The sequence below is a fragment of the Microbacterium sp. genome, from assembly GCF_035687345.1.
Classification (GTDB): Bacteria; Actinomycetota; Actinomycetes; order Actinomycetales; family Microbacteriaceae; genus Microbacterium.
Genome location: NZ_DASRXZ010000089.1, coordinates 1 through 14,858, shown reverse-complemented (window position 1 = coordinate 14,858; position 14,858 = coordinate 1). Strand labels below are relative to the sequence as shown.

The 14,858-nt window shown below is 70.6% G+C and carries 14 protein-coding genes and 2 pseudogenes; 11 read left to right on the top strand and 5 right to left on the bottom strand.

The window, feature by feature from the left end; all coding sequences use genetic code 11:
* Positions 1-47: 47 nt before the first annotated feature.
* The 3 genes from VFF97_RS10005 to pcaC are packed head-to-tail and all read left to right on the top strand — an operon-like array spanning position 48 to position 2,662.
* A complete protein-coding gene (locus tag VFF97_RS10005) occupies positions 48-1,442 on the top strand; it encodes a lyase family protein (RefSeq protein WP_325033348.1) in 1,395 nt (464 codons plus the stop codon).
* On the top strand, positions 1,439-2,215 hold the full coding sequence (locus VFF97_RS10000; RefSeq protein ID WP_325033347.1) for an alpha/beta fold hydrolase: 777 nt from the start codon (positions 1,439-1,441) through the stop codon (positions 2,213-2,215). Before VFF97_RS10005 ends, VFF97_RS10000 begins: the two co-directional genes overlap by 4 nt.
* 51 nt (positions 2,216-2,266) lie before the next feature.
* Positions 2,267-2,662 carry a 4-carboxymuconolactone decarboxylase gene (pcaC, locus tag VFF97_RS09995; protein WP_325033346.1) on the top strand — a complete coding sequence of 132 codons (396 nt, stop codon included), beginning with the start codon at positions 2,267-2,269 and terminating at the stop codon, positions 2,660-2,662.
* Here pcaC and VFF97_RS09990 read toward each other — a convergent pair.
* Entirely contained in the window at positions 2,659-3,300 is a 642-nt protein-coding gene (locus VFF97_RS09990) for a helix-turn-helix domain-containing protein (RefSeq protein ID WP_325033345.1), read from the bottom strand. The two genes, pcaC and VFF97_RS09990, sit on opposite strands and share 4 nt — an antisense overlap.
* Positions 3,301-3,391: 91 nt before the next feature.
* On the opposite strand from VFF97_RS09990, the pseudogene VFF97_RS09980 reads away from it, so the two are divergent.
* The 5 genes and pseudogenes from VFF97_RS09980 to VFF97_RS09960 all read left to right on the top strand — a co-directional run bounded on the left by VFF97_RS09980 (position 3,392) and on the right by VFF97_RS09960 (position 7,836).
* Positions 3,392-4,320 (top strand): annotated as a pseudogene (locus VFF97_RS09980) (NAD-dependent epimerase/dehydratase family protein).
* A gap of 127 nt (positions 4,321-4,447) precedes the next feature.
* Positions 4,448-5,215, top strand: coding sequence for a 3-oxoacid CoA-transferase subunit A (locus VFF97_RS09975; protein ID WP_325033344.1), 768 nt, complete (start codon positions 4,448-4,450; stop codon positions 5,213-5,215).
* Entirely contained in the window at positions 5,212-5,853 is a 642-nt protein-coding gene (locus tag VFF97_RS09970; protein ID WP_325033343.1) for a 3-oxoacid CoA-transferase subunit B, read from the top strand. The genes VFF97_RS09975 and VFF97_RS09970 overlap by 4 nt, the downstream gene beginning before the upstream one ends.
* Positions 5,854-5,855: 2 nt before the next feature.
* Positions 5,856-7,028, top strand: a complete 1,173-nt coding sequence (locus tag VFF97_RS09965) for a thiolase family protein (RefSeq protein WP_325033342.1) — start codon at positions 5,856-5,858, stop codon at positions 7,026-7,028.
* A gap of 19 nt (positions 7,029-7,047) precedes the next feature.
* Positions 7,048-7,836, top strand: coding sequence for an IclR family transcriptional regulator domain-containing protein (locus VFF97_RS09960; protein WP_325033341.1), 789 nt, complete (start codon positions 7,048-7,050; stop codon positions 7,834-7,836).
* Here the strand turns inward: VFF97_RS09960 and VFF97_RS09955 are convergent.
* The 4 genes from VFF97_RS09955 to VFF97_RS09940 form a co-directional block, all read right to left on the bottom strand.
* Positions 7,833-8,009 (bottom strand): hypothetical protein, encoded by a 177-nt coding sequence (locus tag VFF97_RS09955; RefSeq protein ID WP_325033340.1) that lies wholly within the window; start codon positions 8,007-8,009, stop codon positions 7,833-7,835. The genes VFF97_RS09960 and VFF97_RS09955 overlap by 4 nt on opposite strands.
* 258 nt (positions 8,010-8,267) lie before the next feature.
* On the bottom strand, positions 8,268-9,455 hold the full coding sequence (locus tag VFF97_RS09950; RefSeq protein WP_414684247.1) for an ROK family transcriptional regulator: 1,188 nt from the start codon (positions 9,453-9,455) through the stop codon (positions 8,268-8,270).
* Between the two features lie 98 nt (positions 9,456-9,553).
* On the bottom strand, positions 9,554-10,615 hold the full coding sequence (locus VFF97_RS09945) for an ABC transporter permease (protein ID WP_414684246.1): 1,062 nt from the start codon (positions 10,613-10,615) through the stop codon (positions 9,554-9,556).
* Positions 10,612-12,096 carry a sugar ABC transporter ATP-binding protein gene (locus VFF97_RS09940; protein ID WP_325033339.1) on the bottom strand — a complete coding sequence of 495 codons (1,485 nt, stop codon included), beginning with the start codon at positions 12,094-12,096 and terminating at the stop codon, positions 10,612-10,614. Before VFF97_RS09940 ends, VFF97_RS09945 begins: the two co-directional genes overlap by 4 nt.
* Before the next feature lie 316 nt (positions 12,097-12,412).
* Between VFF97_RS09940 and VFF97_RS09935 the strand changes: the two genes are divergently transcribed.
* The 3 genes and pseudogenes from VFF97_RS09935 to VFF97_RS09925 form a co-directional block, all read left to right on the top strand.
* Positions 12,413-13,453 carry a substrate-binding domain-containing protein gene (locus VFF97_RS09935; RefSeq protein ID WP_325033338.1) on the top strand — a complete coding sequence of 347 codons (1,041 nt, stop codon included), beginning with the start codon at positions 12,413-12,415 and terminating at the stop codon, positions 13,451-13,453.
* 127 nt (positions 13,454-13,580) lie between these two features.
* On the top strand, positions 13,581-14,750 hold the full coding sequence (locus tag VFF97_RS09930; protein WP_325033369.1) for a Gfo/Idh/MocA family oxidoreductase: 1,170 nt from the start codon (positions 13,581-13,583) through the stop codon (positions 14,748-14,750).
* A pseudogene (locus VFF97_RS09925) lies at positions 14,750-14,858 on the top strand (sugar phosphate isomerase/epimerase); the annotation flags it as partial. The gene VFF97_RS09930 and the pseudogene VFF97_RS09925, both read left to right, overlap by 1 nt.

The window sequence follows — 14,858 nt, the reverse complement described above, 5'->3', positions numbered from 1 at the left end:
CGCGGGGCCGATCGCGCACGCCGGCTCGTGCCGAGATAGGAGCCAGTGTGTCGGCGTTCGACGAAGGACTGCTCACGCCGGTGACGGTGGGGCACGACGAGTCGGTGACGGATGCCGCGTTCCTCGACGCCCTCGTGACGGCCGAGGTCGCACTGACTCGCGGGTACGCACTCCTGCGGGTGGTGCCCGCGGATGTCGCGGACGAGATCTCGTCGTCGCTCGGGTGGTCTGGCGCGGGGGCGCTGTGCCAGGGGCATGGGATCGACGCGGCGGAGCTGGCCGCGGCATCCGTGGCCGGCGGCAATCCGGTCATCCCGCTCGTCGCGATGCTCAAGGACCGCGTGCCGGAGTCGGCGCGCGTGTGGGTCCACCGCGGCGCGACGAGCCAGGACGTGCTGGACTCCGCGCTCATGCTCCTCGCGCACCGGGCCTCGCGTGGCGTGCTCGCCTCGCTGAGAGAGGTCGACTCGGCGCTCGACGAGTTCGCGACGACCCACCGCGGGGTCGTCGCCGCGGCCCGCACGCTCACGCAGCACGCGGTTCCCACGACGGTGGGGCTGCGTGCCGCGAACTGGCTGCGCGGCGTGCGACGTGCGATCGAGCGGCTCGAAGAGGCGGTGCGGCGGCTGCCCGCACAGCTCGGGGGAGCCGGCGGCACGCTCGCGTCGTTCGTCGAGATCGCGGGGCCCGCGCGGGCCGCCTCACTCCCCGCGGCCTTCGCGTCGGAGCTTCGCCTCGCCGCCCCCGACGGCCCGTGGCACACGACCCGGTGGCCGGTGACCGAGCTGGGTGACGCCCTCGTGCAGGCGCTCGACGCGCTCGGGGTCATCGCCGCGGACGTCGCGACCCTCAGCCGCACCGAGATCGGCGAGCTCGCCGAGGGGTCGGGCGGCGGGTCGTCGGCGATGCCGCAGAAGCAGAACCCCGCGGCATCCGTGCTCGTCCGCTCCGCCGCGATCCGTGCACCGCAGCTCGGCGCGACCCTCCACACGGCGGCCGCGCTCGCGGTCGACGAGCGGCCCGACGGCTCGTGGCACGCCGAGTGGCCGGCCTTGCGCGAACTTCTGCGCCTCGCGCTGGGTGCCTCCGCGAACGCGGCCTCGCTCGTCGCGGGGCTCCGGGTCGATGCCGACGCCGTAGCCCGCAACCTCGCGCTGACCCACGGGCTCATCGTGGCGGAGCGCCTCTCGGTCGTGCTCGGTCCCGTGATCGGCGCCGCCCGGGTGAAGGAGCTCGTCGCTGCCGCCGGTCGCGGCGAAGACCTCCGCGAGCTCGTCCGCGGCCTGCCCGAGTTGCAACCCGGCGGCGCGGGCGAGCGCATCGACGCCGACGCGCTGCTCGACCCGGCGAACTACACCGGCCTGGCCTCGCATCTCGTGGACGCCGCGGTCGCGGCATCCGACGACGACCCCTCGTCCCCACCGCCCCTGGAGGATTCATGACCGTGCCCGCCGTCTCGCTGACCGCGCCCGCAGGGCCCGACGGTGGCCCGCTGCTCGTGCTCGGCCCGTCGCTCGGCACGTCGACGATCCTGTGGGAGAACGTCCTCCCCGCCCTCGCCGACCGGTACCGCGTGATCGCATGGGATCTCCCGGGGCACGGCGCCTCGCCGCGCGCGACGGCGCCGTTCACGGTCGCCGAGCTCGCCGATGCCGTCGCCGACACGGTGGGAGAGCGGTTCCTGTACGCGGGGGTGTCGCTCGGCGGCGCCGTGGGCCTCGAGCTGCTGCTGCGGCATCCGGATCAGGTCACCGCGGCCGCGATCATCGCCTCCGGGGCGAAGATCGGCGAGGCCGAGGGGTGGCACGAGCGCGCCGCGCAGGTGCGTGAGCAGAGCACGTCGACCCTCATCATCGGGTCGGCGCAGCGATGGTTCGCACCCGGATCGATCGAGCGCAACCCCGAGATCTCGGGACGCCTGCTGCATGTGCTGCAGGACGCCGACGACGAGAGCTACGCGCTCGCGTGCGAGGCGCTGGCGGGCTTCGACGTGCGCGACCGGCTCGGCGAGATATCCGCGCCGGTGCTCGCGGTGTGGGGCGCCCACGACGGCGTGACGCCCGAGGCGTCCGCACGCGAGATCGCCGACGGCGTGCAGCGTGGCCGGGCGGTGGGAATAGCGGATGCCTCGCACCTCCCGCCCGCCGACGACGCCGCCGCGACCGCCGACGTGCTGCGGTCGTTCTTCGACGAGTACGCGCACACGCGCGCCTGACCCACGACCACGCGAGCCTGACCCACGACCACACGAGAAGGAGGAGGCCGAATGACCACCAACGAGGGACTCTCCGACGCCGAACGGTGGGAGCAGGGCATGACGGTCCGCCGTCAAGTGCTCGGCGACGAGCACGTCGACAACTCGATCGCGAACACGACCGAGTTCACCGCCGACTTCCAGGACTTCATCACGCGGGTCGCGTGGGGCGATCTGTGGTCGCGTCACGGGCTCGACCGCCGCTCGCGCTCGATCGCCGTGATCACGTCGCTCATCGCGCACGGTCACCACGAGGAGCTCGCGATGCACTGCCGCGCAGCGCTGCGCAACGGCCTCACCGTCGAGGAGATCAAGGAAGTCATCATCCAGTCGGCGGTGTACTCGGGCGTGCCCGCGGCGAACACGGCGTTCCGCATCGCCAGCGAGGCGCTGGCCGACGAGTTCTAGCGGGCGCGCGAAGCTCCGGATGACTCGGCGGCGGCACCCCCGTCGCCGTCGCCCCCGGGGTGCGGTCTCGTGCCGACCGCGAGTGTCGCGAGATCGGCGAGCGCGCGGATGACGCGTTCCTGCGACACCCCCGTCGGATGTTCGCCGAAGACATCGGCCAGCAGCCAATAGTGCGCGGTAGCCCCCTGCAGCACGACGGCGATCGCCTCCCAGTCGGCCGACGCGTCGCCGCTCAGGTCCGCGAGCAGCCGCGTGATCTCGGCGTGGCGTCGCGCGATCTCCTCGTTGCCGAACCGCTCGAGCAGTTCGGGAAAGGCTTGGAGCCCGCGGAACACGATGCGGCTGAGGTCGCGATCCTCCTCCATGCGCGCGAACCCGCCCTTCGCGGCGAGCTCCAGCACGTCGCGCGGCCGATCCGCGACTTCGGATGCCGGCGGGGGCGCCACCGCCGACGACAGCAGCTTGTCGAGACCCGCTTCGAGCATCTGCTGCTTCGACGCGAAGTGCTTGTAGAAGCTGCCTGAGCCGGGGGAGAGACCGGCGGCCTCTTCGATCTGCGCGATCGATGTGGCCGCGTATCCCTGTTCGCCGAAGAGCCGCATGCCCTCGCGCAGGAGGATCTCACGTCGAGTGGTCATGCTCGGAGCTTAGCAAGTGATCACTTGCCAATCGGTCTTTGCCCGCGTATCGTCAGTCGGGCAAGTAATCACTTGCTGAGAAAGGAGGATCATGAAGGTTCTGCTGGCCGGCGCGACGGGTGCCATCGGGCGACCCCTTGCGCGGATGCTGCACGACGCGGGCCACCAGGTCGTCGCACTCTCACGGGGCGGCGATCAGTCGCGTGCGCTGGTGGATCCGGACGTCGAGCCGATCGTCGCGGACGCACTCGACCTGATGCGCTCCTGCGCGCCACTCGCCGTCTGCGGCTGGACGCGGTCGTCCACGAGCTGACCGGCCTGCGCAAGCCCCCCGCGGGCCACGGCGGCATGGCCGCGACGAATCGCCTCCGCACGTCGGGTACTCGCAACCTCCTCGAGGTCGCGCACGAGACCGGCGCGACGCGCTTCGTGACTCAGAGCATGGTGTTCGGCTACGGCTATGTCGACCACGGCGACGAACCGCTGACCGAGGCGAGCCCGTTCGGACGGCGGCGGGGCGGTCCATCCGATCGGCACATCGAGGCGATGGTCGGGAACGAGCGGCTCGTTCTCGAGGATCCGAGTGTCGAAGGGATCGCCTTGCGCTACGGGCTCTTCTACGGCGCGGACGTGCAGACGGTGCGCCGGATGCTCGAGCGCCGGTCCATCCCCGTGGCTCGGGGCGCGACGAATCCGCTGTCCTGGGTCCACATCGAGGATGCGGCGTCGGCGACGCTCGCCGCACTCGAGCGCGGCCGCCCCGGTGCGTACAACGTCGTCGACGACAGCCCGACGTCCTGGGCGCGACTCTACTCCACGCTCGCCGAGGCCATCGGCGCGCCTGCGCCGTTCGCCGTGCCGGGGTGGGCACTGCGGCTCGCCGCGCCGTACCTCGCGACGATGGTGCTCGACACGTCGATGCGCGTGTCGAACGCGAAGGCGCGCGCCGAGCTCGGCTGGGAGCCCGAGTATCCCGACTTCACGCGCGCACTGGGAGCGTACGTCGCCGGCGGCGTGTGACGCCCTCGGCTTGGCTCCCGCTGAGCGATCCGGATGCTCGCGCGATGGAGCCCTCCGCGGTAAGCTCGTTCGAGATACGCACACGCGTTCGCACAGCGAACACTCGCCACGACACCGAGGAGGCCCTGTGATCGACAAGACGGTTGCGGATGCCGCGACCGCCGTCGCCGACATCCCCGACGGGTCCACGATCATGATCGGCGGGTTCGGCCGCGCCGGTCAGCCGGTCGAGCTCATCGATGCGCTCATCGCCCACGGGGCATCCGATCTCACGATCGTGAACAACAACGCCGGCAACGGCGACACCGGCCTCGCGGCGCTGCTCGCCGCCGGCCGTGTGCGCAAGATCATCTGCTCGTTCCCGCGCCAGCACGACTCCTGGGTGTTCGACGGCCTCTACCGCGACGGCAAGATCGAGCTCGAGCTCGTGCCGCAGGGCAACCTCGCCGAGCGCATCCGCGCGGCGGGCGCCGGCATCGGAGCGTTCTTCAGCCCGACCGGCGTCGGCACGCAGCTCGCCGAGGGCAAGGAGGCGCGCGAGATCGACGGCCGCCAGTACGTGCTCGAGTACCCGATCAAGGCGGACTACGCCCTCGTGTCAGGCCTCAGGGCCGACCGCTGGGGCAACGTCGTCTACCGCGAGACCGCCCGCAACTTCGGCCCGATCATGGCGAGCGCCGCGACGACGTCGATCGTGCAGGTGGACGAGATCGTTCCGCTCGGCTCGCTCGACCCCGAGGCCGTCGTGACGCCCGGCATCTTCGTTCAGCGCATCGTCGAAGTGGGCGAACGCGCGTGGCTGCGAAACGGTGAATTCGTCGGCGGCGTCGATCTGGAAGGTCGACCGACGGGCCCTTCGATGGGCTCAGGGACCGACCGGGAGGTGGACCAGTGACCACGACGATCACCCGCGACGAGCTCGCGAAGCGCATCGCCGCCGACATCCCCGAGGGCTCTTACGTGAACCTCGGCATCGGCGCGCCGACCCTCGTCGCGAACTACCTGCCCGAAGACCAGGAGATCATCCTCCACACCGAGAACGGTCTACTGGGCATGGGGCCGGCTCCGGATGCCGCGCACGTCGACCCCGACCTCATCAACGCCGGCAAGCAGGCGGTCACCGCGCTGCCGGGCGCCGCGTACTTCCACCACGCCGACTCGTTCGCGATGATGCGCGGCGGGCACCTCGATGTGTGCGTGCTCGGAGCGTTCCAGGTGTCGCAGACCGGCGACCTCGCGAACTGGTCGACGGGAGCCCCCGGCGCGATCCCCGCGGTCGGCGGCGCGATGGACCTCGCGATCGGCGCGAAGTCCGTCTACGTCATGACCGATCTGCTCACCAAGAAGGGCGAGTCGAAGCTCGTCGCCGAGTGCACGTACCCCCTCACGGGCGTCGGCTGCGTCACGCGGGTCTACACCGACCACGCCGTGTTCGACGTCACCGACGGGGGCTTCGTCGTGCGTGAGGCGTTCGGAGACAACACCGTCGAGAGCCTGTCCGAGTTGACCGGACTCGCTTTGAAAGGAGCCTGACCATGGCCACCTACATCTATGACGCCGTCCGCACGCCGTTCGGCCGCGCCGGCGGCGCCCTGTCGGGCACGCGGCCCGATGACCTCGCCGCGATCGTCATGAAGGCGACCGTCGACCGCACGGGGCTCGACCCTTCGCGCATCGACGACGTCATCTTCGGCGACGCCAACCAGGCGGGTGAGGACAACCGCAACGTCGCCCGCATGGGCGCGTTGCTCGCGGGCTTCCCGACGTCGGTGACCGGTGTGACCGTCAACCGTCTGTGCGCGTCGTCGGTGGAGGCCGTCGTGCAGGGCTCGCGCGCGATCGATGCGGGCGACGTCGACGTCGTGCTGGCGGGCGGGGTCGAATCGATGAGCCGTGCGCCGTTCATCGTCGAGAAGTCGCCGCGGCCGTGGCCGTCGGTCGGCAACCAGACGATGTGGAACACGTCGATCGGCTGGCGCATGGTGAACCCGAACCTGCCCAAGCACTGGACCATCTCGAACGGCCAGTCCGCCGAGAAGATCGCCCGCGAGTGGGGCATCTCGCGCGAAGCGCAGGACGAGTTCGCAGTGCAGTCGCACCTCCGCGCGGCGGCCGCGTGGTCCGAGGGCGTCTACGACGGCGAGGTGGTGCAGGTTCCGGGCGCCGAGCTGGCTCGCGACGAGGGCATCCGCGACGACACGTCGGTCGAGAAGCTCGCAGGTCTCAAGGCGCTCTTCGCCGACGACGGCCAGGGCTCCGTCACGGCAGGCAACTCATCGCCCATCAACGACGGCGCGTCGGCCGTGCTCCTGGCCCGCGAGGGAGCCGTCGACGGCGAGCCGCTCGCACGCATCACGGCGCGTGCCGTCCACGGCGTCGACCCCGACGACTTCCCCATCGCGCCCATCGAGGCCGCGAACAAGGCGCTCGCGCGTGCCGGACGCACGTGGGCGGACGTCGACTTCGTCGAGCTCAACGAGGCGTTCGCATCGCAATCGCTCGCATGCCTCAAGGGCTGGCCCGACCTCGACCCCGACAAGATGAACATCCACGGCGGCGCGCTCGCGATCGGGCATCCGCTCGGAGCCTCCGGCGGCCGCATCATCGGCCACGCCGCGCACGAGCTCGCGCGCCGCGGAGGCGGCGTCGCCGTCGCCGCGATCTGCATCGGCGTCGGCCAGGGTATGGCCGTCGTGCTGGAGCGGTGATCGCGGGACGGATGCGGCGATGACCGACGCGCCCGAGGCATCCGGCGACTTCGTCCAATCGCTCGCGCGCGGACTCGCGGTGATCCGCGCGTTCGACGCCGAGCATCCCGAACTGTCGCTGAGCGACGTCGCCCGTCGCGCCGCCATTCCGCGCGCGGCGGCACGGCGGTTCCTGCGCACTCTCGAGACGCTCGGATACGTCCGCGCGAACGGCGACGGCACCGCCCGCGCCTTCGCGCTCACGCCGCACGTGCTGGAGCTCGGATTCAGCTACCTCTCCGCGCTGACGCTGCCCGAGCTCGTGCAGCCGCACCTCGAGACCCTGTCGCGCACGGTCGGCGAGAGCGTCTCGGCGGCAGTTCTCGACGGGACCGACATCGTCTATGTCGCACGCGTGCCGACGCGGCGCATCATGAGCGTGCGCATCACGATCGGCACGCGTTTCCCCGCGTACGCGACGAGCATGGGGCGGGTGCTGCTGGCGGGACTGCCCGACGACGAAGCGGATGCCGCGCTCGAAGCCTCCGCGCGGCGGGCGCTCACCCCGCTGACGAAAACCGACGTCGGAGCGCTGCGCGACGAGCTCGCGCGCGTGCGCGCTCAGGGCTGGGCGCTCGTCGACGGCGAACTGGAATCGGGGCTGCGGTCGGTCGCGGCTCCCGTCCACGGGCGGGACGGGTCGGTCGTGGCCGCGGTCAACGTGTCGACGAGCGCGACGCGCGACACCGTCGAGCACGTGCGCGAGGTGTACCTTCCGCGGCTGCTCGAGACGACGGCCGCGATCGAGCGCGAGCTGCGGCTCGTCTAGCGTCGGCCTTCGGCGGCGCGCAGACCCTGGCTGGTGAAGTAGCCCACCACGCCGTCGGCGTCCTCGACGCCGAACACCCACTTGCCGGACGGAGTGGCCCGCACATCGATGACGGTGCCGCGGCCGGTGGTCGTCAGGACGTGGTCGCCGGGTTTGTACACGGTATCGCTCATGCTCACGACGCTACGGATGCCGCGGCCACCCCACCTCCCCCGCGAGGCGGAGCCTGCTCCACCCGCGAGCGGACGCCGGCATCCGCGGGCGGCGCCCCCGACGCCTCCCAGCCGAAATCAGGACATCTGGCTGACACAGGAGTTTTCCGGCGCCAACATCCTGCGTGCGCCAGATGTCCTGATCCGGGAGGGAAGGAGGAGGGGGCGCCGCGAAGCGGCGGAACCAGGCGGATGCCGCGGCCCGACACCTCCGGCCGCTCAGCGCCCGACGAGCGAGTGGAACGCGCCGGGCGAGAGTGCGTGGTCGAGTGCGAGCATGCTCGCGCCGATGACGCCGGCCTTCTCGGCGGCGGTCGACTGGACGATCGCCAGGTGTCCGGTCGCGAGCGGCATCGACCGCGTGTAGACGACCTCGCGCACTCCGGCGATGAGATGCTCGCCCACGCGTGCCATCGATCCGCCGAGCGCGATCACGGAGGGATTGAGCAGGCTCACGCACGCCGTGAGCACCTCGCCGATGTCGCGCCCCGCCTGGCGGACCGCCTGGATCGCCTCGACGTTGCCGCTCTTGACGAGCGTCACCACGTCGTCGCCATTCGCGGCGTCGACACCCCGGTCGCGCAACGCGCGGGCGATGGCGGGTCCGGAGGCGAGGGCTTCGAGGCATCCGGTGTTCCCGCAATGGCACGGCACACCTGCGCCGCGCGCGATGTGCACGTGGCCGATGTCGCCGGCGACGCCCTGCGCTCCGCGCAGCAGCATTCCGCCTGAGATCACGCCCGCGCCGATGCCGGTGGCGACCTTCACGAAGACGAGGTCCTCGGTGGTCGGCCACGCCGTCGCGCGCTCGCCGAGGGCCATGATGTTGACGTCGTTGTCGACGAGAACGGGCACCTCGAGGTGCTGGCGCACCCAACCGGGGACGTCGAAGCGGTCCCATCCCGGCATGATCGGCGGATTGACCGGCTGTCCGGTGGAGTGCTCGACGGGACCCGGCACGCCGATCCCGATCGCGACGAGCTCGTTTCGATCGCGGCCGGTCTGCTCGAGCAGCGTCGCCGCCGTGTCGAGCATCCACGTGAGCACGGGCTCCGGGCCGAGCGTCACCGACATCGGCTCGGAACGCTCGGCGAGGATCGTGCCGGCGAGGTCGGCCACGGCCACAGTCGCGTGCGATGCTCCGATGTCGGCGGCGAGCACGACCCGCGCGCTCGGCTTGAGCGCGAACCGCGACGGAGGGCGTCCGCCGGTCGAGGTGGACTCCGCGAGCGGCGCGATGAGACCCATGCGCATGAGCTCATCCACCCGGGCCGCGATCGTCGAACGGGCGAGGCCGGTCGAGTGCGCCAACTCGGCTCGCGTACGCGGCACTCCGTCGCGCAGAAGCTGGAAGAGCTCGCTCGCGCCGGTCCCACCGGACGGGGATTCGGAGGTGATGGAGACCACGATTCAGTCAATCATGCCCAGGTTGTCGTCAGAACTCACCGGGACTTCTGCCGAAGCCGGGGTTCGGGTCACCCCGCTTCGGCAGAAGTCCGGGGAGCTTAGGTCGATCGCGCGCCGGCCGGCTTGGCGAACCGCTGCTGCAGCAGCACCGCGATCACGATGATGACGCCCTTCGCGACCGCCTGCACCGACGACGACAGGTTGTTCTGGATGAACACGTTGCTGAGCGTCGCGAAGACCAGCACGCCGAGGACGGTGCCCGTGATCGTGCCGCGACCGCCGACGAGGAGCGTGCCGCCCACGACGACGGCGGCGATGGCATCGAGTTCGTAGAGCTGACCGTGGGTCGAGGTGCCCGCCGTCGTACGGCCGAGGATCATGACCGCGGCGATGCCGGCCGTGAGCCCTGCGAGTGCGTACAGCCACACGGTGTGGCGCTTGACGTTGATGCCCGCGAGGCGTGCGGCTTCGCGGTTGCCGCCGATAGCGACCGTGCGGCGTCCGAACGTCGTGCGGTTGAGGAGGATCCAGCCGGCGACCGACACGAGGATGAAGATCCAGATCAGCACGTCGATGCCGAGGAAGTCCTCGTTGAAGAAGGTGATGAACCCGCGCTCGCGGATGACGAGCGTGCGCTTCTCGGCGATGATCTCGGCGAGACCCCGCGCCGCGACGAGCATCGCGAGGGTCGCCATGAACGCGACGACCTTCCCGTACGCGATCACGACGCCGTTGACGATGCCGGCCGCCAGGCCGACCGCGAGCGCGACCACGACCATGATGACCCAGTGCGACTGGTCCACCGCGTTCTGCATGACGTCGATCGTCGCGACGACCGACGCGAGGCCCATCACCGCACCGACCGACAGGTCGATGCCGCCCGAGATGATCACGAACGTCATGCCGATGCTGATGACGCCGATGATCGAGGCCTGTCGCAGGATCACGAGCATGTTGTTGAGGCTCATGAACGTGTCGGCGGCCGTGATCGCACCGACGGCCACGATGAGCAGCAGTGCGACGATGAGGCCGAGGTTGCGTCCGAACGAGCCGCTGAAGATGCGCCGGATGCCGGAGCGACCGGTGTTCTCGGACGGGGGCTGCGTCGGCGGCGCGGACTGCGCGTCGATGACGGCGCCGGGGTTGGTGGAGTCGCTCACGCGGCGGTTCCTTTCATGACCAGGTCGAGCACGCCGTGCTCGTCGATGTCGGAGGCGGGCACGGTCGTCAGGACGCGACCGTCGGCGATCACGAGGACGGTGTCGGCGAGCCCGAGGACCTCCTCGATCTCGCTGGAGACGATGACGACGGCGTTGCCCGCCGCGGCCAGGCGCCTGATCAGCGCGTAGATCTCGGTGCGGGCGCCGACGTCGACGCCGCGTGTCGGCTCGTCGAGCAGCAGCACGCGCGTGCCGTGGACCAGCCACCGGGCCAGGAGGATCTTCTGCTGGTTGCCGCCCGACAGGGTCGCGGCGGGCCGCTCGGGATCGGCGGGTCGCAGATCGAGCGCTTCGGCCTGCTCGCGCGCCGTCGCCCGCTCGGTGCGCTCGTCGAGGAATCCGGCCTTCGCGAACCGCTCGAACGACGAGAGCGTGACGTTGACGAACACGGGTTCGTCGAGCACGAGTCCCTGGCTCTTGCGCTCCTCGGGCGACAGGCCGACTCCGGCGCGCACGGCGTGCGGCACCGAGCCGCGCTTGAGCTCGGTGCCCGCGACCCTCACGGTGCCCGACGTCGCTCGCCGCGCGCCGAACACCGTCTCGAGGATCTCGGAGCGCCCGGACCCGACGAGCCCCGCGAGCCCGATGATCTCGCCGGCGCGCGCGGCGAACGACACATCCTCGAACACGCCCGCCAGCCCGAGCCCCTCGACTTCGAGCACGAGCGGTGCATCGGGGGCGACCGGCACCGCGGGTGGGAAGACGTTCTCCACCGCGCGTCCGGTCATGAGGCGGATCAGATCGCTCGTGGGCGTGTCCTTGACCGAGAGGCCGCTCGCCATGCTGCGGCCATCCTTGAGCACCGTGATGCGGTCGCCGATCTGGCGGATCTCCTCGAGCCGGTGGGTGATGTAGACCACCGCGATGCCCTCGGCGGTGAGCTCGCGCACCACGTTGAAGAGGTTCTTGACCTCCTCGGTGTCGAGCACGGCCGACGGCTCGTCCATGATGATGAGCTTGATGTCGTGAGACAGCGCGCGCGCCATGCTCACGATCTGCTGGTTCGCCGCACTGAGCTGACCGACCTCGGTGTTCGGCGAGAGCGACGCGTGACCGAGGCGGCGCAGCAGCTCGCGTGCCCGGCGCGTCGCCTCGCCGCGGCGCGTGAATCCGCCGCGTTCGATCTCATGCCCGAGGAAGATGTTCTCGGCGACGGTGAGTCCCTCGACGACGTCGAGCTCTTGGTACATCGTGGCGATGCCGAGCGAGAGCGCCGCCTGGGGGTCGGGGATCGCGACCTCGTCGCCGAGCCAGACGATGGTCCCCTCGTCGGGCTGGTGGACACCGGCGAGCATCTTGATGAGGGTGGACTTGCCCGCGCCGTTCTGCCCGAGGATGCAGTGCACCTCGCCCGCGCGCACGTCGAGGTCGACGCCGCGGAGCGCGTGCACCCCTGCGAAGTGCTTGGTGGCGCGGCGCACTTCGAGCAGTGTCGGCGGATCTCCCGGTAATGACGAAGAGTGGTCGTCTTTGATCACAGCGAGACCATAACATGCTCGCAAAGTCCGGATCGAGACTGTTTTCGAGGATCCGCGTGAGGCGGCGACAACCGGATGCCGCAACCGCCGCCCCCGGTTTCCCGCGCCACTCAGCCCTTTTGACGGGGCGCGAACAAAAGGTGTTGCAGTGTCGGCCACTTCTGCTACGGTGGCCCTCGTCAGCGTGGACAGCTTGAGTGTGGGCCTCAGCCCCACGGCCACGCCGGGCGGATCTGCATCACATTCAAGGAGGAACGGAATGCGTCCCAAGCGCACTATGGGGCTGCGCGCGCTCGTCGCGGGTGCGGCCGCGCTCACCACGATCGGCCTGCTGGCCGGCTGCACCGCCGGAGGCGGGGGCGATGACGTGGTCGACCAGGGCACCACGAGCGAAGAGAACCAGGCGACGGGCGAGACGGTCGTCATCGGCTTCTCGGGACCGGCTGCCGACCACGGCTGGCTCGGCGCGATCAACTCCGGCGCCCAGGCCGCCGCCGACAGCTTCGACGACGTCGAGCTGCGGGTCGCGGAGGGCACCAACGACGCGAACGCGCAGATCGCCGCGGTCGAGACCTTCATCAACGAAGGCGTCGACGCGATCGTGCTGCTGCCGACCGACGGCGCCGCTCTCACCGAGGTCGCGATCAAGGCGATGCAGGCGGGCATCCCCGTCATCAACGTCGACCGCGAGTTCTCCAGCCCGTTCGCCGCGCGCACCACGATCCTCGGTGACAACTACGGCATGGGCGTGAGTGCCGGCACCTACATCTGCGAGCAGCTCGGTGGCGAGGGCTTCGTGGCCGAGATCGCCGGCATCGACTCGCTCCCGCTCACGCAGGACCGCTCGCGCGGCTTCGCCGACGCGCTGTCCGACTGCGGGCTCGAGGTGAACGCCCGCGTCGCGGCGGACTTCACGGTCGCGGGCGGCGAGGCGGCGGCGTCGCAGCTGCTGGCGGCGAACCCGCAGATCGACGCCATCTGGAACCACGACGACGACCAGGGCGTCGGCGTGCTCGCCGCGATCGAGGCGGCCGGGCGCGACGAGTTCTTCATGATGGGTGGCGCGGGCAGCCGCAACGCGATGGAGGCCATCGAGGCCGACGACACGGTGCTCAAGGCGACGGTCATCTACCCGTCGACGCAGGCGGCCGACGGCATCGCGCTCGCGCGCCTGATCGCTCAGGGCAAGACGATGAGCGACCTGATCACGCCGAGCGTGCCGAACCGCATCGTGCTCGACGCGCCGGTGGTCACGAAGGACAACGTCGACGATTTCATCGACCTCTCCTTCGCCTCTTGAGGCCGTCGCGGGGCGTCCGTCCTCAGGGCGGGCGCCCCGCGCGCACATCCACGACGTCTGATGAGGGAAAGGATCCCGCGTGACCACTGACCACCGCGACCCCGAGGCATCCGGTCTCCGTGTCGCCATGATCGGACACGGCTTCATGGGAGCCGCCCACTCCGTCGGATGGCGGCAGGCGCCCGCCGTGTTCGACCTCCCCGTGCGGCCGCACATGGCGGTCGTCGTGGGCCGCAACGCCGAGGCGACGGCCGCAGCGGCCGAGAAGTGGGGCTGGGACGAAGCCGCGAACGACTGGCGTGAGGTCGTCGTCCGTGACGACATCGACGTCGTCGACATCGTGACGCCGGGTGATTCGCACGCCGAGATCGCGATCGCGGCGCTCGAGGCGGGCAAGCACGTCCTCTGCGAGAAGCCGCTCGCGAACACGGTTGCCGAGGCGGAGGCGATGGCGGATGCCGCGACCGCAGCCGCGGCCAAGGGCGTGCGGGCGATGGTCGGCTTCACCTACCGTCGCGTGCCGGCCGTGACCTTCATGCGCGACCTGATCGCGGCCGGCAAGGTGGGCCGCGTGCAGCAGGTGCGCGCCGCCTACCGGCAGGATTGGCTCGTCGACCCGCAGATGCCGCTCGCGTGGCGACTGCAGAAGGAGCACGCCGGATCCGGTGCGCTCGGCGACATCGGCGCGCACATCATCGACATGACCCAGTTCGTGACCGGACTCTCGATCGACCGGGTGTCGGGTGTGCTCGACACGATCGTGAAGGAGCGGCCGCTGCTGGGCTCGGGCTCGGGCCTGTCGGGCACGGCCGCCGAGGGCTACGGCGAGGTGACCGTCGACGACGTGGCGATCTTCGCGGGCCGCCTCGCGAACGGGGCGCTCGCATCGTTCGAGGCGACGCGGTTCGCGACCGGTCGCAAGAACGGGCTGACGATCGAGGTCTCCGGCGACCAGGGCGCTCTCGCCTTCGAGCTGGAGGACCTCAACACCCTGCAGTTCTACGACCGGACCGCGCCGGATGAGGTGCAGGGCTTCACTCGGATCCTGGTCACCGAGCCGCAGCATCCGTATGTGTCGGGGTGGTGGCCGGCCGGGCACATGCTCGGGTACGAGCACGGGTTCGTGCACCAGGTGAAGGATCTGGTCGAGGGCATCGTCGCGGGTGAGGACCCGCACCCGACGTTCGCGGACGGGCTCGCGGTGCAGCGGGTGCTGGCCGCGGTGGAAGAGAGTTCGCAGAATGGTTCGGCGTGGGTCGGCACCGGTGCCGGCACGTCGGCGGAGGAGGAGCAGTAATGGCACGTCCGATCACGTTGTTCACGGGGCAGTGGGCCGATCTGCCGTTCGAGGAGGTCGCGCGTCTTGCCGGGGAGTGGGGGTATGACGGGCTGGAGATCGCCTGCT

Coding starts and splice junctions, on each gene's coding strand:
- VFF97_RS10000 (WP_325033347.1), top strand. CDS start 1,439: ATGACCGTGCCCGCCGTCTCGCTGACCGCGCCCGCAGGGCCCGACGGT.
- pcaC (WP_325033346.1), top strand. CDS start 2,267: ATGACCACCAACGAGGGACTCTCCGACGCCGAACGGTGGGAGCAGGGC.
- VFF97_RS09990 (WP_325033345.1), bottom strand. CDS start 3,300: ATGACCACTCGACGTGAGATCCTCCTGCGCGAGGGCATGCGGCTCTTC.
- VFF97_RS09965 (WP_325033342.1), top strand. CDS start 5,856: ATGGCCACCTACATCTATGACGCCGTCCGCACGCCGTTCGGCCGCGCC.
- VFF97_RS09960 (WP_325033341.1), top strand. CDS start 7,048: ATGACCGACGCGCCCGAGGCATCCGGCGACTTCGTCCAATCGCTCGCG.
- VFF97_RS09955 (WP_325033340.1), bottom strand. CDS start 8,009: ATGAGCGATACCGTGTACAAACCCGGCGACCACGTCCTGACGACCACC.
- VFF97_RS09935 (WP_325033338.1), top strand. CDS start 12,413: ATGCGTCCCAAGCGCACTATGGGGCTGCGCGCGCTCGTCGCGGGTGCG.
- VFF97_RS09930 (WP_325033369.1), top strand. CDS start 13,581: ATGATCGGACACGGCTTCATGGGAGCCGCCCACTCCGTCGGATGGCGG.